Annotated in this window: 20 protein-coding genes; 6 read left to right on the plus strand and 14 right to left on the minus strand. The window is 56.0% G+C overall.

Annotation, left to right across the window (positions count from 1 at the left end):
* The first annotated feature begins 122 nt into the window (after positions 1-122).
* Positions 123-809, plus strand: coding sequence for a DNA alkylation repair protein (locus RT613_RS16355; RefSeq protein ID WP_313617013.1), 687 nt, complete (start codon positions 123-125; stop codon positions 807-809).
* A gap of 2 nt (positions 810-811) precedes the next feature.
* On the opposite strand, the gene RT613_RS16360 is transcribed toward RT613_RS16355, so the two are convergent.
* The 3 genes from RT613_RS16360 to RT613_RS16370 all read right to left on the minus strand — a co-directional run bounded on the left by RT613_RS16360 (position 812) and on the right by RT613_RS16370 (position 2585).
* Positions 812-1300, minus strand: coding sequence for an Lrp/AsnC family transcriptional regulator (locus RT613_RS16360; RefSeq protein ID WP_313617015.1), 489 nt, complete (start codon positions 1298-1300; stop codon positions 812-814).
* A 65-nt stretch (positions 1301-1365) separates the two neighbouring features.
* Complete coding sequence (locus RT613_RS16365; RefSeq protein ID WP_313617017.1) at positions 1366-2007, minus strand: uracil-DNA glycosylase family protein; 642 nt, start codon at positions 2005-2007, stop codon at positions 1366-1368.
* Positions 2007-2585, minus strand: a complete 579-nt coding sequence (locus RT613_RS16370; RefSeq protein ID WP_313617019.1) for a thermonuclease family protein — start codon at positions 2583-2585, stop codon at positions 2007-2009. Before RT613_RS16370 ends, RT613_RS16365 begins: the two co-directional genes overlap by 1 nt.
* Before the next feature lie 108 nt (positions 2586-2693).
* Between RT613_RS16370 and RT613_RS16375 the strand changes: the two genes are divergently transcribed.
* The gene (locus tag RT613_RS16375) at positions 2694-4232 is read left to right on the plus strand and encodes a HAMP domain-containing sensor histidine kinase (protein WP_313617021.1); all 1539 of its coding nucleotides are present in this window, start codon (positions 2694-2696) and stop codon (positions 4230-4232) included.
* 8 nt (positions 4233-4240) lie between these two features.
* Here RT613_RS16375 and RT613_RS16380 read toward each other — a convergent pair whose 3' ends face one another.
* The gene (locus RT613_RS16380) at positions 4241-4645 is read right to left on the minus strand and encodes a diacylglycerol kinase (protein ID WP_313617022.1); all 405 of its coding nucleotides are present in this window, start codon (positions 4643-4645) and stop codon (positions 4241-4243) included.
* Complete coding sequence (gene cobT / locus RT613_RS16385) at positions 4642-5661, minus strand: nicotinate-nucleotide--dimethylbenzimidazole phosphoribosyltransferase (protein ID WP_313617023.1); 1020 nt, start codon at positions 5659-5661, stop codon at positions 4642-4644. Before cobT ends, RT613_RS16380 begins: the two co-directional genes overlap by 4 nt.
* Positions 5662-5801: 140 nt before the next feature.
* On the opposite strand from cobT, the gene RT613_RS16390 reads away from it, so the two are divergent.
* Both RT613_RS16390 and RT613_RS16395 read left to right on the plus strand, forming a co-directional pair.
* Positions 5802-6584: an adenosylcobinamide-GDP ribazoletransferase gene (locus RT613_RS16390; RefSeq protein ID WP_313617025.1), complete on the plus strand. Its 783-nt coding sequence runs from the start codon at positions 5802-5804 to the stop codon at positions 6582-6584.
* Positions 6585-6636: 52 nt separating this feature from the next.
* Positions 6637-7344: a TIGR02281 family clan AA aspartic protease gene (locus RT613_RS16395; RefSeq protein WP_313617027.1), complete on the plus strand. Its 708-nt coding sequence runs from the start codon at positions 6637-6639 to the stop codon at positions 7342-7344.
* Positions 7345-7386: 42 nt separating this feature from the next.
* On the opposite strand, the gene RT613_RS16400 is transcribed toward RT613_RS16395, so the two are convergent.
* The 5 genes from RT613_RS16400 to RT613_RS16420 all read right to left on the minus strand — a co-directional run bounded on the left by RT613_RS16400 (position 7387) and on the right by RT613_RS16420 (position 13455).
* A complete protein-coding gene (locus RT613_RS16400; RefSeq protein ID WP_313617029.1) occupies positions 7387-8148 on the minus strand; it encodes an ABC transporter permease in 762 nt (253 codons plus the stop codon).
* Positions 8145-9071, minus strand: a complete 927-nt coding sequence (locus RT613_RS16405; RefSeq protein WP_313617058.1) for an ABC transporter ATP-binding protein — start codon at positions 9069-9071, stop codon at positions 8145-8147. Before RT613_RS16405 ends, RT613_RS16400 begins: the two co-directional genes overlap by 4 nt.
* 94 nt (positions 9072-9165) lie before the next feature.
* Positions 9166-9987, minus strand: coding sequence for a sulfite exporter TauE/SafE family protein (locus RT613_RS16410; protein ID WP_313617031.1), 822 nt, complete (start codon positions 9985-9987; stop codon positions 9166-9168).
* 308 nt (positions 9988-10295) lie between these two features.
* Positions 10296-11477: an extensin family protein gene (locus RT613_RS16415; RefSeq protein WP_313617033.1), complete on the minus strand. Its 1182-nt coding sequence runs from the start codon at positions 11475-11477 to the stop codon at positions 10296-10298.
* Between the two features lie 163 nt (positions 11478-11640).
* The gene (locus RT613_RS16420; RefSeq protein ID WP_313617035.1) at positions 11641-13455 is read right to left on the minus strand and encodes a methyl-accepting chemotaxis protein; all 1815 of its coding nucleotides are present in this window, start codon (positions 13453-13455) and stop codon (positions 11641-11643) included.
* A 369-nt stretch (positions 13456-13824) separates the two neighbouring features.
* On the opposite strand from RT613_RS16420, the gene RT613_RS16425 reads away from it, so the two are divergent.
* A complete protein-coding gene (locus RT613_RS16425; RefSeq protein WP_313617037.1) occupies positions 13825-14136 on the plus strand; it encodes a DUF1883 domain-containing protein in 312 nt (103 codons plus the stop codon).
* 90 nt (positions 14137-14226) lie between these two features.
* Here the strand turns inward: RT613_RS16425 and RT613_RS16430 are convergent, their stop codons facing one another.
* Positions 14227-15054 carry an SDR family oxidoreductase gene (locus tag RT613_RS16430; RefSeq protein WP_313617039.1) on the minus strand — a complete coding sequence of 276 codons (828 nt, stop codon included), beginning with the start codon at positions 15052-15054 and terminating at the stop codon, positions 14227-14229.
* Positions 15055-15153: 99 nt separating this feature from the next.
* On the opposite strand from RT613_RS16430, the gene RT613_RS16435 reads away from it, so the two are divergent.
* A complete protein-coding gene (locus tag RT613_RS16435; RefSeq protein ID WP_313617041.1) occupies positions 15154-16059 on the plus strand; it encodes a LysR family transcriptional regulator in 906 nt (301 codons plus the stop codon).
* Between the two features lie 37 nt (positions 16060-16096).
* Here RT613_RS16435 and RT613_RS16440 read toward each other — a convergent pair whose 3' ends face one another.
* From RT613_RS16440 to RT613_RS16450, 3 genes are all read right to left on the minus strand, one after another.
* Positions 16097-17371, minus strand: coding sequence for a replication-associated recombination protein A (locus RT613_RS16440; protein WP_313617060.1), 1275 nt, complete (start codon positions 17369-17371; stop codon positions 16097-16099).
* A gap of 163 nt (positions 17372-17534) precedes the next feature.
* Positions 17535-18941 (minus strand): DegQ family serine endoprotease, encoded by a 1407-nt coding sequence (locus RT613_RS16445; RefSeq protein WP_313617043.1) that lies wholly within the window; start codon positions 18939-18941, stop codon positions 17535-17537.
* 109 nt (positions 18942-19050) lie between these two features.
* The coding region (locus RT613_RS16450) for a serine hydrolase (RefSeq protein WP_313617045.1) at positions 19051-19833 on the minus strand (783 nt) is incomplete at its 5' end.

Here is a 19833-nt window from a genome sequence, read left to right on the forward strand (position 1 = left end):
GGGCGCGATTGAGATCGCGCCCTTTTTGTATCCCTCTCATTTGACATCGCGCATGGTGCGATGTCGTAAACAGCGGCATAGTCTCTGAAAATGGGCCATCTCAGCCTTCAGGACATCAAGCCATGCTCACACCAGACGCATCCGCACCAGACATTATCCTGCATCTGAAAACCTTGACCTCACCGGAGGCCATCGACAGCATGCGCCGTTTTGCAATCGTCACGGAAACGGCCCTTGGCATCAGCAATCCTGATCTGCAAAAGCTTGCTCGGCAGACCGGCCGCAATCACCCCCGCGCCCTGCAACTGTGGAAAAGCGATATTCGCGAGGCGCGGCTGATGGCCATCTACACCGCCCAACCGTCACTGATGACAAAAGCCGAGTGTTTGGCCTGGGCGGATGACTTCAAGTCCTGGGAAATTGTCGACGCCGCTGCCGATCTATTCACCGAACTGCCATTCTGGAAAGAACTGATCGAGACATTCTGCGCTGACAACAGAGAGTTCGTGCGGCGCGCCGGTTTTGCGATGATTGCAGGCGCCACGGTTCATCTCAAGAAAGAACCGGATCAGACGATCATTGGTTTTCTGCTGCTGATCAAGGCTCATGCGCGGGATGAGCGGAACTTCGTGTTCAAAGCCGTAAACTGGGCGCTGCGCAACATCGGCAAACGAAACAGCACGTGTCACGCCCCTGCACTGCAGCTGGCAACCATTCTGGCAAAAAGTGAAAATAAAACCGAACGCTGGGTCGGCAAGGATGCGATCAAACAATTGACGGGCGAAAAACTGCTCGCCCGTCTGAAATAGTCTTATTCTTCACCCGACTTGGTGTTGTCGAGCAGCATGTAATCCAGCGGAAGTTCGGTCGTGTATTTGATCTGCTCCATGGCAAAGGCAGATGACACGTCGCGGATTTCGATCTTGGCAATCATGCGCTTGTAGAAAGCGTCGTAAGCGCCGATGTCAGGCACCACCACCCGCAGCAGATAGTCCACGTCGCCACTCATGCGGTAGAATTCGACAACCTCGGGGAATTCGGACACCACTTCGGAGAAACGCTTCAGCCACTCAATGGAGTGCGACGCGGTACGAATGGACACAAAAACCGTGACCTTGGTGTTGACCTTGGCCGGGTCCAGAAGGGCCACGCGACGGCGAATGACGCCATCTTCTTCCATCTTCTGGATGCGCCGCCAACAGGGTGTCGTCGACAGACCAACCTTTTTGGCAAGGTCGGCCACGGCCAAGGTTGAATCCTCCTGAAGTATGCGCAAAATTTTGCGGTCTAACCGATCCAATTCCAGTCCTCCTGAATTATTTTCCTTTAGATACACGAATCAAAAGAAAAAAACAGAAAAATTTTTCACTTAATTAGCATTTCAACAGACTGACGCAAAACTGGCAACAGCTCCTCCTCAAACCACGGATTTTTGCGGATCCATGCCGTGTTACGCCAGCTGGGATGCGGCATTGGCAGCATACGAATGCCATCATTCCTGAAAAAGCTCGTGCGCCAGTCGCGCACCGTTTCGGTGACATCGCCGATGCGGGATTTGCCCATGTGCCAGGCCTGCGCATAACCGCCAATCGCCAGAACCAGCTCGATCTGCGGCATGGCATCCATGACCCGCTGACGCCAGACCGGAGCACATTCCTTGCGGGGCGGCAGGTCACTGCCCTTGGCATCGTAACCGGGAAAACAGAAGCCCATCGGCACGATGGAAAACAGGTCGCTGTTGTAAAACTGCTCACGATCAACGGCCAGCCACTGGCGCAGACGATCGCCCGACGCATCATTGAAAGGCACCCCGCTTTCGTGAACCCGCAACCCCGGTGCCTGACCAGCAATCAGGATACGCGCTTTTGTCGAGATAACAGCCACCGGACGCGGCTCATGCGGCAGGCGAAATGCTTCGCCACGCGCCGGCGTGTCACGACAGATGCGACAGGCTGCAATCTCGGCCCTCAACCCATCCAGATCGTCATGCCCCTTGGCCGCTGCCATCATTCCCATCCGACCAGATGTCGCACGGCGGCCAGAAAACCTGAAACCGGCACATCCATTTCCGCTGTCTTTCGCATCTTTCGCCAACTGGCAGGCGCCTCAAAGGTTCCGGCCCACAAACCGCTGCCATTGGTTTTTGCTTCTTTTTCCTCATCTGAAAACAGAAAATATTCGGTACGCACGGCAAGCCCCTGTCGCACCATTTCGCCAGCCACATCACGCCCACCTACCGAGCAGCGAACCAGCAGGCGCTGGTAACGGTCACGTTCATTGCCACGACACTCAAGACCACTGGAGGCAAGAGCCATCAGCGCCTGTCGTGCCGCCACTCCACAGGGCCATTCACCAGTGCTGCGCTGGCACACCTGGTCGAGTTCCGGTGCGTCAATGCCGACAAGGCGAAATCGTTCGCCATTCAATGCCAGCGTGTCACCATCAATCACGTGGTAGGCGCCCGCATGCCGTTGCATATTGTCTGCATCCAGCTTGGCGGCGATCAGAATTCCGAAGATGAAGATGGCAATCAGCGCCACACCGTCGCGCAAAATTGCGAAGCGTCTGCCCTTCTTTTGTCCCATATGCCAACAAATCCTTTTCACAAATGGCAAACAAATCGTTTCACGGCAGCATCTTCTTAAGATTTCGCGGTTAGTGTTCCAGGCATTCGTGTCATTCCCGTTGTAACAATGAGTAAAAGCGCAAGCACATCGACGGACAAAAATATTGTCGACCGCTCCAAGGCGCACCGCAACAAGGCGGTTGCCAAGGCAGTGAAGACGACACGCGAACGCTTGCAATATGGTCAGGGTGGCAGCAACACATTCGACCGTGACATGCTGGAAATGCATATAAGCACCGCATTGCACGGCGCAACGATCATGCCGCTTTTCATAATCTTGGTCACAGGTTTGGGCGTCTATCTGACGCGAGAAGCCAATCTCGTGGCCTGGGCCATCTGTGCACTTGGTATTCATGCCGTGGCACTCATGGCCGTGAAACGGGCTGACAAACAGGAACTGACCGCCATTACCACCACCCGGTGGCACAATATCCTTCTGGCCATCCAGATCGGCACCGGCTGTATCTGGGCCTATGTTGCCGCCTACTCCGCGCCACCACCACTGGAAAACGCCTATTTCCTGTTTTTCAAGGGCGCAACGCTGCTGATTGCTCTGGCAATCATTTCCATGTCCAACTTCATGTTGCCACGCGCCGCAATGATGACATTCCTGCCGGTTCTGACGGCACTCATCATTCCAGCGGCAACATCCCGCTCGATCACCGACATTATTCTTGCGGCAATGTTTGTCGTTGCCATGCTGTTTTTCCACTATCTGACCGAACGGCTTGCCCAGTCGAGTATCAAGCTGTTGTCCTTCCAGTCGGAAAAGGACGATCTGATTGCCGAACTGGAAGTGGCCAAGTCCATGTCAGACGAAGCACGACGCCGTGCCGAAGAAGCAAACCTTGCCAAATCACGTTTCCTTGCCTCCATGTCGCATGAACTGCGCACACCATTGAATGCCATTCTCGGTTTCTCCGAGGTCATGGCAACGGAGGTCCTTGGGCCGCTCAACAACCCGCTCTACAAGGAATATTCCAGCGATATTCACCGCTCCGGCAAACATCTGCTCGACCTGATTAACGAAATCCTCGACCTGTCGCGCATCGAGGCCGGTCGTTACGATCTACATGAAGAAACTATGTCGTTGCTTGATCTCGCCGAAGATTGCGTTGGCATGATCCAGTTGCGTGCCCGCGCCAAGAACATTTCCATTGCCCAGCAGTTCGAAAGCAGCCTGCCGCTGGTATGGGCTGATGAAAAGGCCATCCGTCAGGTGATCCTGAACCTGATGTCCAACGCCGTGAAGTTCACGCCACAGGGCGGAGAAATCATGATCAAGGTTGGCTGGACGGCCGGTGGCGGCCAGTACATTTCCATCAAGGACAATGGACCCGGCATTCCCGAGGAGGAAATTCCGGTGGTACTGTCTGCCTTCGGCCAGGGCTCGATTGCCATCAAGAGCGCTGAACAGGGCACTGGCCTTGGCCTGCCCATCGTGCAGGCCATTCTGGCCAAACATGATGGCCAGTTCATTCTCAAGTCCAAGCTGCGTGAAGGCACCGAGGCTATTGCCATTCTTCCGGCAAAACGTGTGCTGCAGAGCCTGCCGGCCATCGAAGATACGCAGGCCATTCAGCCGCGCAAACGCTCATTCGCGTGACGAAACCGTCAACCCATAAACAGGTTGACGATCACGGCGTAGAGAACAAATCCGGCATTGATCAGGATCAGGCAGAAAACCGCGAGAGAACCGAGATCCTTGGCGTGCCGACCAACCGATGAAATCTCCGGCGAGATACGGTCTACCAGCTCTTCAATCGCTGTGTTGATGGCCTCAAACGCCACCATCAGCAACATCAGAATGACAAAGATCAGATAGTGCACGAAAGGTGCACCAATCACCGCAAACAGCACAAGCCCTGCAAACAGCAGAATGACCTCGTGACGGAACGCCGCCTCCTGCCAGAGCCTTTGCAGACCCTGGACAGAATATCTGAGCGCCGCGAAAAGATGGCGGATGCCCTTTTCCTTGCGAAACACCGGCGGCTTGTCGTTCATGTCTTTATTCGTCATTGACCGGCCTTGGAAACGCCCGCGGCATCAAATGTCGCCATGCCGGAATGGCAGGCGGCAGCAGCCTTGACGATACCGGCGGCAAGTGCAGCACCGGTGCCCTCACCCAACCGCATACCAAGTGCCAGAAGCGGTGTCTTGCCCAGCTTTTCGATGGCGGCAAGATGGCCCGGCTCACCGGAAACATGGCCAATCAGGCAGTGGTCGAGAGCCGACGGGTTCATGGCTTTGAGAAGTGCTGCGGCCGCCGTTGCGACATAACCATCGATCAGCACAGGGATTTTTTCCATGCGGGCTGCCAGAATGGCGCCAGCCATTGCTGCAATCTCACGGCCACCAAGACGGCGCATGATCTCCAGCGGATCAGACAGATGGTCCTTGTGGAACTCGACGGCGGCTTTGACGGCAGCGATCTTGCGCGCCATCACATCACCTTCCGATCCGGTGCCGGGACCGGTCCATTCTTCAGCCGTGCCGCCGTAAAGCGCCAGGTTGATGGCGGCGGCAATGGTGGTGTTGCCAATGCCCATTTCACCAATGCACAACAGATCAGTGCCACCGGCAATCGCTTCCATGCCAAATGCCATGGTGGCAGCGCAATCGCGCTCGGAAAGGGCGGCCTCGCATGTGATGTCACCGGTCGGGTAGTCGAGCGCCAGATCGAAGATCTTGAGACCCAGATCGTAGCTGACACAGATCTGGTTGATGGCTGCGCCACCGGCTGCAAAATTTTCAACCATCTGCTGTGTAACGGAAGACGGATAAGGTGTGACACCATGTTTGGTCACGCCGTGATTGCCGGCAAAGATTGCCACCAACGGCCGGTTGACCGAAGGAGCACGGCCGGTCCATGCGGCTAGCCACATGGCAATCTCTTCCAGACGGCCAAGCGAACCAGCCGGTTTGGTCAAAGTGGCATTGCGTTCCTTGGCATCGACCAGCGCATGGGTGGACGGTCCGGGCAGATCGCGAAGCAGCGTACGAAAATCGTCAAAAGGCAGGCCGCTCATGCTCATGATATCAATCTTCCTCGTTCATGCCGAAAACTTGTATTTTCCGGCAAATCAGTCTTTGGTGCCCCTCTCATAGTCGGGGAATCTATCGGGAACAACCGGAAATCGCCCCTTTTGAAGTCCGTCAAGACAGGAACTGCACAATGGACATGCATGCGTTCATAACCGATCTGGCAAGAGCGCTTGGATTTCTAGGACGCTTTCCTGTTCCGCCCAAGGTGTTTGAAGGCCATGACGGCAAGATGAGCCAGACGTCGCGAGCCTTTGCCGCGGCCGGTCTGATCATTGCCCTGCCCGCCGCCCTGATGTTCTTCGCTCTGCTGGCGCTTGGCAGCGCGCCGCTGCTTGCCAGCCTGATAGCCCTGGCAATCCTGGTGTTTTCAACCGGTGCACTGCATGAGGACGGATTTGCCGATACATCAGATGGGTTGGGCAGCGGCCGCAGCGGAGAGCGCATTTTCGAGATCATGAGCGACAGCCGACTTGGCACCTATGGATCCGTCGCGCTGTTCTTTTCCCTTGGCCTGCGCACCGCAGCCCTGACAAGCCTTGCCGAAACCCTGAGCCCAGTGGCTGCCGCCGCCATCTTCGTTGCCGGAGAAGCCTTCAGCCGCGCCATGATGGTCTGGCACTGGGCGGCAACACCGCCCGCACGGCCACAAGGGCTTGCCGCATCGGTCGGCCAGCCGGATGACAACGCGCGCAACACCGCCCTGATTTCGGGTGTTGTCATTGCCTGCCTGCTGACCTTGCCTTTCGCCCCTGTTTACGCCGTGTTTCTGGCATTTGCTGCGGTCGCTTTTACGGCCACAATTTTTAATGGATTTGTCGTCAAAAAGATCAACGGCCACACCGGTGACACCATTGGGGCGACACAACAAATCTCGGTGATTGTCTGGTTATGTACCCTTGCCCTGACATGCTGAAAGCCAAATATTACATGAGTGCGTTGATGGAATACGTGAAAGGCCGATTTGCATGAACCGTTTGGTCGTTGTTCTCGTCGTACTGGGTATCGGTCTTGCACTTCTTGTTTTCAACAATGACACTGGCCAGACTTTCGGCATGGACAATGACGAGTTTGGCCGCCTGCTCTATCTGCTGCCGATCGCCGGCCTGCTTTCGGTCGGTGTGCTCAATGCCAGCCGTGGCAACCTGCCGCTGGTGCTTCGCCAGATCGCCATCTGGCTGGCAATCATTCTGGCTCTCGTGTCCGGTTATCTCTACCGCGATGACTTCCGCCGTTTTGGCGAACGCCTACTGGCCGGCCTAATGCCCGGCCGCGCCGTTGTGGTGACGACAAGTGAAGGCGGACAGGAAATCATTCTGCACAAATCAATGAATGGCCATTTCGAAGCCAATACTGAGGTTAACGGGGTAGCCGTACACATGCTGGTGGATACTGGTGCAAGCTCGGTGGTGCTATCGGCCAATGATGCCCGCAAGATTGGCCTGCACCCGGAAAACCTCAACTACACCGTCACGGTGATGACGGCCAATGGCCGCACCACTGCGGCCCATGCCATGTTGTCGGAACTGTCGATCGGTCCAATTTCCCGCACCAATATCCCAGCCCTTGTGGCGGGTGACGGCCAGCTTGACCAAAGCCTGCTGGGCATGAGTTTCCTCTCCACCCTCGGTTCCCTGCAAATGCAGACCGATGAGTTGCGCCTGCGCGACTGGTAAGCCGCGCAGCGTGTTTGTTGATTGAGCTGGAAAGCCGACCCGTCAGTTGCGCAACTTGTAACCGGTGTGGAAGATCCAGCCGACAACCGCAAGGCAGGCCGACAGGAACAACGCAATCATCATCAGGCTGATCACCGGGTTCACATCGGCAATCTCATAAAAACTCCAGCGGAAACCGCTGATCAGATACAGCACCGGATTGAAGTGGCTGACCGTCTGCCAGAATGGCGGCAGCATATCGATGGAATAGAAGCTGCCACCAAGGAAGGTCAAAGGTGGTACGACTAGCATCGGAATAAGGTTCAACTGTTCGAAGTTGGTCGCCCAGATGCCGATGATGAAGCCGAACAGGCTGAAACTGACCGCTGTCAGCACAAAGAACAGCACCATCATGCCGGGATGGGCAATCGACACATCCACGAAGAATGACGCGGTGATCAGAATGATCGTGCCGATCATCAATCCCTTGGTGGCGGCAGCGCCGACATACCCAAGCAGGATCTCTATCATCGAGACTGGAGCCGACAGGATTTCATAGACCGTGCCGGTGAATTTCGGAAAATAGATACCAAAGGAACCATTGCCGATACACTGCGTCAGCAGCGTCAGCATGATCAGGCCGGGTGTGATGAAGGCGCCGTAGGAAACGCCGCCAACCTCTTGAATCCGCGAACCGATCGCCGTTCCAAACACGATGAAATAAAGCGATGTCGAGATGACGGGAGAGACGACGCTTTGCAGAAGCGTGCGGCGCGTGCGCGCCATTTCAAAGAGATAGATGGATTTGACCGCTTCAAAATTCATTTCGCGTCCTCCAAAAGTGCCACGAATATATCTTCCAGAGAGCTTTGCCGTGTTGAGATATCGCGAAACTGGATGTTTTCAGCCGACAGAAGCGACAACAGGCCAGCGATACGCCCCTGCTCACCATTGCCGTCATATTCATAGGTCAGGCATGAACCATCCGCAGACAGAGCAAGATTAAACGAGCCCAGACTGTCAGGAACGGCAGCAATTGGCGTTGTCAGTTCCAGCGACAGTTGCTTGCGGCCAAGTTTGCGCATCAGCGCGGTCTTTTCCTCAACCAGCAGCAATTCGCCGCCATTGATCACGCCAACCCGGTCTGCGATTTCTTCTGCCTCTTCAATGTAGTGCGTGGTCAAAATGATGGTCACGCCCTTGGCACGCAGCTTTTCCACCACCTGCCACATGTCACGGCGCAAGGCCACGTCGACACCGGCTGTCGGTTCATCCAGGAAAAGCACCTTGGGTTCATGCGCCAGCGCCTTGGCAATCAGCACACGGCGTTTCATGCCGCCTGACAGTTCACGCAGCATGTTGTTGCGTTTTTCCCAGAGCGACAGCGATTTCAGGATGCTTTCAATCAACTCCGGATTGCTTTTCTTGCCATGCAGACCGCGCGAGAAACTGACCGTGTTCCATACTGTTTCAAACTGGTCGGTGGTCAGTTCCTGTGGCACTAGGCCAATCAGTTCGCGGGTTTTGCGAAACTCCCGCACCACGTCATGGCCAGCGACCAGAACCTGGCCATCGCCGGGGTTCACAAGGCCACAGATAATGGAAATCAGCGTTGTTTTGCCCGCACCATTGGGGCCAAGCAGCGCCAGGATTTCACCTTCAATAATGTCGAGATTGACGCCCTTCAGCGCCTGAAACCCATTGGCATAGGTTTTCGTCAGGTTCCGGATCGAAACAATGGCATTCATGATGATTCTTTCGCAGGATGGATTGTCGAATGCCATATAGGGCTTCGTACCGCGCAAAACCACCCTGACACGAAATCATCGCATGACGATGATCTCAGCCGTAAACGCTGTAGAAAAACTGCGCAGCCACGGCCACCAGAAACACACCGAACGCCCGCTCCAGCTGCTTCTTGCTGAGCGCATGCGCCAGCCGCGCACCATAAGGCGCAACCAAAAGCGTGATGGGGATCAGCAGCAAAACGGCAATCCAGTTGATGTAACCGGTAGAAAGTGGTGGCAGACCGGAAGCACCCCATCCGGCCCAGATATAACCCGCCAGACCCGGCAGGGAAATCAGCACACCGACACCGGAGGATGTCGCCACCGCCTGATGAATGGTGCGCCCATAAAGTGTCATGAAGGTGTTGTTGAGCACACCACCGCCAACTCCCATCAGGCCTGAGAGAATGCCAATACCGGTCCCAACCAGAAACTTGGCCGGGTTGGACGGCAGATCACTGCCCAAATGCCAGCTTGAGCGATTGGCAACCATGCGGAAAGCCAGCACCAGCGCAATACAGGCAAAGATCAGCCGCAGCGCGACACTCGAGGCATAGGCGGCAATGGCCGAGGCAATCAGCGTGCCCAGAGGCACCGCAATGATCCAGCCCTTCAACAGGTCGGTATCAACGGCACCTTTCTGCCGGTGCGTCAGGAAGGAGCGAATGGATGTCGGCACGATGATGGCGAGCGACGTGCCAAGCGACAGATGCATGCGCACAGCCTCCGGCACATCCAGCAGACCAAACACGTGGTAGAACACCGGCACCAGCACCGCCCCACCACCAATACCGAACAGGCCGGCCAGCAAACCGGCAACAACACCGGCACCGGCGAGCGCGACAGCAAACATGGCGATTTCAGTGACTGGCGGCACGGCATTCTCCTGAGGTCTGGGAAAACGGATTGGCTGTTTTTTAAGGAAACAGGGCAAGGACTGTCATGAAGATGTGATGGTCTTACCCTATAGAACATCCATCGCAAGCACATAGATCAGGCTTGCGGTACGAATACGGATGTTTAAGCACGAAATTCTACTCGGTGACGGTGATGTCTCTATTATCGTCACGGCTTATTGGTTTTATCATTTCAGACGGCAGTGATACCCCCGCATCATTGCCTATCATCGTGCCGGCCTTAGCGCCGGCATTTTTTTATCGTCTGTGCGGGATTTTATCCGAAGGTTTAATCGCAGTGGCGATAGCCTGACTTGCGGGTGCGCAAATCAAAGTGGAAGTGGTTCCAGTGGTTCGGGTCGCTGCCCGGACCAAGCACCGTGGAGAAATATTTGCAGCTGTCGCTGCGTACCGCCTTCAACAGACCCTTCTCGCGGAACGCAAAGAAACCCTTCTTGCGCACATCGATTTCCTTACCGTTTTTCAGCGTGATCATGCCGATATCAATGGCATTGCCCCTGGCATGTTCAGACCAAGGATTGCTGGAACGCGAATTCATCTTGCGGCAGGAGTAACCACCCATCGGCGTAATACGCCCGACACCGGACATGTAGCGGAAGCGAGACGATGGCACGAGTTCGAACTTCACCCACTTGGCAAAAGCAAGCGTCACCTGGCAGTTGAGCTTGACAGCCGGCTTGACTGCCACGCCACTGGCAAGGCCGTTCAGCTCGATCGGGTAGTCGATGCCGCAGGTCGGACCATCAGCGATACGCGCCACGTCACGAAACGACACACCAAGGCGACGCAATTCCGCCCGGCAGGCGACTTCAGACTGGGGCATCATGCCGGGAGGCGCGGATGAGCGGTTGGACTGCGCCGGGTTCTGCGGCATCAGCATGGCGACATCCTGCACCGGCTGGCCGGAAGATTGCGGGCGTGGAGATGCCGCCGCCCGTGAAGGCATGCCCCATCCGGCTGGTAACACGGAACCGCTGGTCTGCACGGGATTATCCGTGCCAATACCATCAACAACAGGCTGGCTTGTCACACCTTCGGCAAGCTGCCCGCCACCAATCTGGTTCTGCTGTTCTTCGGCTAGGCCGGTCACTGGTTCTACACCCAGCATCGCGTCCATGTTGACGCCCTCATCCGGCGCGCGCAGCACGCCCATGGAGCCATTGGATGATGAGGGCATCCCCATCGCTTCGTCGCTATCAATGCGCGGCAAGGGCTGCTGCACCGGTGCAGACATCAACTCGGGCTCGCTAAAGGCCCCGTCGCTGGCCTGCACCGCCGAATTGCCGGAATAGGCACGCCGCAAAGGTTGGCGCTCCGGCTGAATGGCACCCACACGTGTTGTGCCGTCAATCGACGCAGGGGGCACAAGCCCCTCTGCGGAACAGGCGGTCAACACAGTCGATATCATGAGCAACGCCACTGGGCGGCGCGGAAGGGAAATAAACGCCATACGATGACCACTTCTGCGGCCGCACCATGCGGCAATCGCTAAAATGCTAACGAAACGAGGTAAACGAAACCTTTCGCCCAGCGACCGTAAATCCACCCGGTATAAATCAGGAACCCACAAAAAAGGCGGCCAAAGCCGCCTTTTTGTTTGAATGCCAACACGTTCAGGCGGCGCGCGACGTAGAGGCGTAACGCTCCTGCTCCAGCACAAAACCGGACAGCAAGGCGCGCAATTCGCGGCTTTCATTGGCCAGCGTCTGGCTGGCCGCCGTGGTTTCTTCCACCATGGCCGCATTCTGCTGGGTCATCTGGTCCATGTGGTTGACTGACGTGTTGATCTCATGCAGCCCGGTCGCCTGCTCACGGGCAGCGGTGGCAATGGTGTTAACATGTTCATCCACCCGGTTAACCAGCTTGACGATCTCGACCAGCGCCTCACCGGTGGAACGCACCAGCGACACGCCGTTTTCAACCTCATGGGCCGAACTGTTGATCAGCGTCTTGATTTCCTTGGCAGCATTGGCGGAGCGCTGCGCAAGCTCACGCACTTCCTGCGCCACCACGGCAAAACCACGACCGGCCTCACCGGCGCGTGCAGCCTCGACGCCGGCATTCAGCGCCAGCAGATTGGTCTGGAAGGCGATTTCATCAATCACACTGATGATCTGGTTGATCTGGCGCGAGGAGTCCTCGATGCGTCCCATGGCATCCACCGCATTGCGCACGATATCACCGGAGCGCCCTGCACTCTGTTTGGTTTCACCCACCATGGTACGCGCCTCATTGGCACGTTCCGATGCCGTGCGAACCGTCGCAGTGATCTCGTCCAATGCAGCAGCGGTTTCTTCCAATGCTGCCGCCTGCTGTTCAGTACGGCGGGACAGATTGCCGGTTGCCTCGTTGATATCGTTGGCGCTGTCACTGACCACGTGGCTGGTGCGGGAGATCGACGAAATCGCCTGATGCAGCGCGTTTGACGCCTTGTTGAAGTCAGAGCGCAGCTTTTCATATTCACCGCCAATATCGGCGACATGAACCGTCAGGTCGCCATTGGCGAGACGCTCCAGCGCGGATCCCAGTGCATCCATGGCATAGGTCTGTTTTTCAGAAACCGATCGCAGGGCCATTTCATTGACATGGCGGGTTTCTTCCATCTGTTTCTGCTGCTGAACTTCGCGCTGCTGCAGGGCGCTGCGCTCATTTACAGAATCCCGCAGCACCACCAATGTCTTGGCAATGGCACCGATTTCATTGGTACGGTCCATGAACGGCACCTCAACAGAACCATCGCCATCTGCGATGTGCTTCATCACGTCCCTGATGCGGGCGATCGGGCCGGTCACGCTGCGAACGATGAAATAGGCACCAGCGATGATAAGGGCTGATCCGATGACACAGATGGCAATGTAGAGCTGTGCTTCCGTCCAGAAAATCGCGGCAAGATCATCAACATAAACGCCGGTGCCAACGATCCAGCCCCAAGGCGCAAAACCGGCCACATGGGAAAACTTCTCGACCGGATCGGGCGAACCGGGCTTTGGCCAGTAATAATCAACAAAACCCTGCCCGCTTGCCTGAACGGTCTTGACGAATTCCACGAACAGGAACTTGCCGTTCGGGTCCTTGTCACCGGTCAGGTTCTTGCCGTTCATTTCCGGCTTGATCGGGTGCATGACCATGGTCGGCACCATATCGTTGATCCAGAAATAACCGCTGCCCTTGCCATAACGCATGGTGGCAATGGTTGCCTTGGCCTGCTCTTGAGCAACGTCGCGTGTCAACGCGCCGCTTTGCTCCATCTTGTAGTATTGCTCAAGAATAGCAATGGCTGTGTGGTTCATCGCCTCAAGTCCAGCCTTGCGCTCCCGCTCCATCCCCCGGTAACTTTCAAACAGGCTGAACGTTAATGCGGTCGCCAACAGCGTAACAAACAGAGCGACAAGCATATAAAAGCGCGTGGATATCGTTGTGTTTTTCATACGTCTGACCACTTAAATATATTTCGACGAATAAAGTGGTCGTATGAAAACATTTATTATGAATAAATTTAATTTAGACGGAATTCATGCGCTGCAAAGTCAAACATTGAAATTTTAAACACGGGAAACGCAAGTAACTGGAAATACTCATATCGCACCGCACAAAAATACAGATAATCACAGGTTATTTTTTCCTACGTCAAACACGGGAAAAACCTCATCTCAGCACTCGCAGCAGCGCAAATCCGCACATATTTCCGTGTCAAAAAGGGTCAGAAGGCCTGCAAAACAAGGCTTTTAAAGACCTCGTTAATGATCCCGGCTTACGATGACGGTAGACAATTATTGTAAGCAGACACGAGTAATAGAATGGCAAAGCCCAACTTCCGCTTTACCCATTATGACCTGAAAGAACTTCGGGCAGGAACAACAATTGAAGTCACCCTCAACGGGGTCAACAATGTTCGCCTGATGAACGCCGTAAACTACCAGCGTTTCACCGAATTGCTGGACTTCAAATATATGGGTGGCGTCGCCAAGAAATCTCCGATCCGCATGACGCTACCCGAAAGCGCCCACTGGCACCTGATCGTTGATATGGAAGGCCATGCGGCATTGGCGGAATCCTCTGTCAAAATGCTGCCAGCTGCACCCCAGCAAGCCCAGCGCAAGGCGTCCTGATTTCAACAGGAGCAAACCCTCTTTCCTTACGGCAGATAACCTAACGGCAGGACCTGAAAACCGTTGGCATTCAGTCCCTGCCGCCGCCAACTAGTGTTGTGGCGTCATGCGTTCACGCATGAAGGCCATATACTCACATTCAGAGCTACCGCGTCTCTTCTCGATCAACGGCTTGATGTCTTCGGTAGCGACATAACGCAGTTGATCCGTGCCATCATTCGCAGCCTGATAGATGACCTCAGCAACCTCTTCGCTGGTTGCCAGACCGCGTGATTGGCGAAGCGCCTCAAAAATAGCACCGGCACCGGCCATGAAATCATTGTAATCTTGGGGTGTTTCGGTCGAAGAAAATTCATCGCCACTGCGCTGGCCGAACCTGGTCTCAAGAACACCGCCAGGTTCCACAATCTTGACGCCAATTCCAAGCGCTCCAAGCTCGTATGACAGGGATTCCGAAAACCCCTCCAGAGCAAATTTGGAGGCGTTGTAGAGCGAGATCATCGGCAGGCCGAAAACACCCGCTCCGGAACTGATATTGATATAAAGGCCCGAATGGTTCTGCCGGAAATGCGGCAGGGTTTCCCGGATGACGTCCATGACGCCAAATACATTGACATCAAACTGCTCCTGCACCTTATCCCTGGCCGTTCCTTCAAACACACCGAACAGACCATATCCAGCATTGTTGACCACTACGTCGATGCGGCCAAACCTTTTTACGCCTTGTTGCACGGCAAAGCGGATGCTGTCGCGATCTTGTACATCCAGTCGCGTCACCAACACATCCGGATAGTCGCCAAAGGCCTCAACCGGCGTACGCATGGTGGCAATGACGTTCCAGCCACGCTCGGCAAACAGGCGGGCGGCGGCGGCACCAAAGCCGGAAGAGCAACCGGTAATAAGAACGGTTCTGGTCATTTCAGTCTCCATATTTTCATGACCACCCGAATGTAGCGCGGGTCATTTCATGCTATAACCCGGACAATTCCGGATGATGTATTGAAGGAAACTGGACAAATGTCGGGCATGACACTCAGCGATCTTAGGGCTGTCTCGGTTCTTGCCAGAACCGGAAGTTTCCGTGGCGCAGCGCGGGAGTTGGACATGGCCGTTTCATCGCTCAGTCATCAGGTCGCCAATGTCGAAAAGCGGCTAGGTATTCGTCTGTTCAACCGCACCACCCGCAGCGTCTCCGTGACCGAGGCTGGGCAAGCCTTGCTGGAACGAGTACGACCGGCGCTCAATGAAATTGATGCCGCTCTTGAAGCGGTCGATCATTTGCGCACAACCCCATCTGGCGTCCTGCGCCTCAACACATCGGATGGCGGTGCCGAGCGGGCCTTGCCACTGGTGCTGGATTTTCTTGCCGCCTATCCAGACATGAAAGTCGACCTCGTCACCGAAGGTAGGCTTGTCGATATCGTGGCAGACGGATTTGACGCTGGGCTTCGCCTGCAGGAGGTCGTTCCGAAAGACATGATCTGTGTGCCGCTGGGCCAGACGGAATCCTTCGTTCTGGTCGCATCGCCTGACTATCTCAGGCATAAAACGTTACCCACCTCTCCCGGTGATCTGCTGACCCATGAATGCATTCGTGCCCGCCTCCCAAGCGGCAGCCTTGTCAACTGGGAACTGGAAAAGAACGGCGAGCTGATATCCGTTGCCACCAAAGGACGCCTGATTGCCGGCAGCACCGAACTCAGCGTTCATGCCGCACGTCAGCATGGCGGCATTGCCTACGTCTCTTTGCGCTCTGTCATTGAAGACATTGAGGCTGGGCGGCTGGTGCAATTGCTGGCGGACTGGACACCGCCCTACCCTGGTATCGCGCTGTTTTACCCAAGCAGCCGCCTACCCTCGGCGGGCCTGCGTGCCTTTATCGATCACGTCATTGCGTGGCGAAAAAAACATAAAGCCCAATGAAGGAATATGATGCAACTGGCTTGAACCCGTCAGTGGCCTAGTCATCCGGCTTCTGGTTTTTCCGTCGGTTCCAGAACTGCACGCGTTTTGAGAGTTCACGCTCAAAGCCTCGCTCATTGGGCTGGTAGAAATCGAGGTTCTGGCTGTAAAGCTCGGCCGGAAAAAAGGATTGGCCGCTAAAGGCATCCGGGTAATCATGGTCGTATTTATACCCCTCGTTATACCCCAGCTCCTTCATCAGCTTGGTTGGCGCATTGAGGATGTTTTTAGGCGGCGGGATTGATCCGGTCTGCCGCGCCAGAGCCGTTGCCGCATCAAAAGCGCGGTATGAGGCATTGGATTTGGGCGCTGTTGCAACATAGACGACAGCCTGCGCCAGAAACAGCCGCGCCTCCGGCCAGCCGATACGTTCAAAGGCTTCCCATGCGGTAATCACCTGCTGCAGGGCCTGTGGGTCTGCAAGACCGACATCTTCCGAGGCTGCACAGGCCAGTCGCCGGAACAGCACATTTGGATCTTCGCCGCCCTCAATCATGCGAGCCGCCCAATAGAGCGCCGCATTCACGTCGCTGCCACGCAGGCTTTTATGAAAGCAGCTCAACAGATTGTAATGGCCATCATTGGCCTTGTCGTAAAGCGGCATGCGCTTCTGCAACAACGCGGACAGATCGCTGTGCGACAGCGGTTGCGAGACGTTGGCGCGCAGGATTTCCTCAATCATGCCAATAAAATACCGCCCGTCACCATCAGCCAGCTCAAACAGGCTTTCTCTCGCCTCATCGCTCAAGGGCAGCGGTTTGCCGATATGGGTTTCCGCCCGCGAAAGCAGACGCGACAACGCCTCCTGACCCAGCGGATTAAGTGTGAACACCCGGGCACGCGACAACAAAGCGCCAACCAGACTGAAGCTCGGGTTTTCGGTGGTGGCACCAACCAGAATGATCAGACCGCTTTCGACATGCGGCAACAACGCGTCCTGCGTTGAGCGATTGAAGCGGTGAAGCTCGTCAATAAACAGAATGGTTTGCCGTCCGAGCGTGCGCTCTTTTTTGGCTTCCTCGAAAACCTTGCGGAGGTCGGCAACACCGGACATCACAGCAGACAATTGCACGAACTGCGCCTGCGCTTCGGCAGCGACAATTCTGGCAATGGTGGTTTTTCCCACTCCAGGTGGTCCCCACAGGATGAAGGAAGACAACACGCCCGACTTGGCCATGCGGCCAATCGGACCATCATCTGCCAGCAGATGATCCTGCCCGACAACGTCAGCGAGCGTGTCAGGGCGCAAGGCTTCCGCAAGCGGTCGTGGCATTTCCCGATCAAAAAGCGACACCCGCGCCTCCGAAACTGCAATCCTGTCGACGGCGGCTGTCAGTCGCCAGTTTTAAACCTGTTGTCCCCGGCCGCGCACCTGAATATCACCAAGTGGTGACGCCAGAAAACCTGCCGTCACCCCAAGGGATATGAGGCTGTTCCTATCGCAGGAACTGGCGGATGCGCTGGCCATCCCGCATGATCTCAACGCGCCAGAAACCGGGATTATCCTCCATCGCATCGGCAAGCGTTTTGGTGGAGGTAATCTCATTGCCGTTGACAACCAGCACGATATCTTTCGGACGGAAACCAACCCGTGCCGCAGGCGAACCGCGGGCAATGTCGGTCACCACAACGCCTGTCGTCTGGTTTGCCATGCGCAGTTCATCGGCAAGTTTCGGCGAAAGATTGGCAACAGTCGCGCCGGCAAACGGATTGCGACCCTCAATCATCCGCTCGTCACGTGGCTTGGTTTCCGGTGCCGTATCCAGCGCAATTTCAATGGTGCGGCTTTTGCCCTTGTCGATTACGGTCAGCTTGGCGGACTTGCCAATACCGGCCGTGGTCAGGCGGTAACCCAGCGCATCGGGATGCTCAACGGCAATGTCATTGACGGCCGTGATCACCTGCCCCGGTTCAATACCGGCCTTTTCCGCAGGCCCATCCTTCACCACGCCAACCACCAGCGCACCACGGGCGCGGTCAAGGCCCAGCGCTTCGGCCACATCCGATGTCACCGGCTCGAAGGTTGCGCCGACGTATGGACGCTGGAAGCTCTCATCACCCTTTTCAGCGGCAGCAAGGAACACGCGCACGAGGTTGGCAGGAATGGCAAAACCGATACCGTTGGAGCCACCACCGCGCGAGAAGATGGCTGTATTGATGCCGATCAACTCGCCGTTCATGTTCATCAGCGCGCCACCGGAGTTACCGGGGTTGATCGAGGCATCTGTCTGGATAAAGAAACCGAAATCGCCCTGCACGACCTGATTGCGCGCAAGGGCTGATACGATGCCACTGGTCACGGTCTGTCCCACACCAAACGGGTTACCGATGGCGAGAACCAGATCACCGACCTCGACGGCATCAGAATTGCCAAGCGGCAAGGCCGGGAAGTCTTCCTTGGCATCGATCTTCAGCACTGCCAGATCAAGACGGTCGTCTTTCAGCAGAATTTTGGAGGCAAATTCACGGCCATCCGCCAGAGCGACCTTGATTTCGTCAGCACCTTCAATGACGTGGTTGTTGGTCACGACAAGGCCGTTCGCAGCGAGAATAACGCCCGAACCGAGCGATGACTGCTTTTCACTGCGGTTTGGCAGCTGTTGGCCAAAGAACTGTTCAAAGAACGGGTCGCCAGCAAAGGGCGAAGCCCGCCGCTGCACCATACGCTCGGCATAGACATTGACCACCGCGCCTGCGGTCTGCTTGACCAGCGGCGCAAAGGAAAGCTGCATTTGCGTGTGGCTGGAAGGCACTGTCTTGTTATCCTGCGCATGCAGCGTGGCTGGAGCCAGCAGAATAAGCGCAGTCGCCGTCAGACAGGCACGTTTGAACATACCGTTCATTTGATTCCCTTGATGCTGTTTCAAAGTGGTTTTAATGGCTGAAATTAAAAACGAAAATAGGCGGAAACATGGAAAATAAGGCAGGCGCAACCAGTGTGGTTTTCACACGCTATACGGCCTCGATGATATTTTCCATCAGCCGGTGCAACTGATCGCGGTAACCGGTCCTGGCAGAAGGTGCATCCTCGCGCGATGTCATCACCACCGAAAGCTTGCGCGATGGCACGATATACAGCATCTGTCCGCCAAAACCCCAGGCATAGAAGGTCTTTTCACCGGCCATCTCCCGCAGGAACCAGCAGTAACCGTATCCGTCACCATTGAACACGGAGTTGGTGCGCGGCGTCCAGGACTGGTCAATCCAGCCTTGCGACAGCAGCCTGTCACCACCAGGTGTCACGCCACCATTGCGGTATAGTTCCCCAAAGGCCAGCAGTGAACGCGCCGTCATCGCCATCTGGTTGCCACCGAGATAAATGCCCTGCGGATCGCGGTCCCAGGCGCCGATCCTGAAATCCTCAAGCGGCCGGAACCATTCACGCGCCAGCGCCAACGTGTTTTTGCCAGACGCCTTGGTGAGGATAGCTGACAGAAGATGTGTTGAGCCGGTGGAATACAACATGCCGCCGCCCGGTTCGCCATCGAAGCCAGAGCCAAGCGCGGTACGCACCCAATTGCGGCTGGCAACCCAGCGCCCATAATTGGGGCCGGACATGCGCGCCAGTCCCGATTGCATTGACAACAGATTGCCGATTGTCACCCGCTCCAGCCGGGGATCAGGATTTTGTGGGAAATCAGCGCGCAGCACGGAGGCAATCGGCTGGTCGGCGCCTTGCAGCACTTTTTTGTCAATCGCCATCCCGACTAGCGCCGAAATGATCGACTTGGAGGC

It is taken from the genome of Agrobacterium sp., assembly GCF_032092815.1.
Taxonomy (GTDB): Bacteria; Pseudomonadota; Alphaproteobacteria; order Rhizobiales; family Rhizobiaceae; genus Agrobacterium.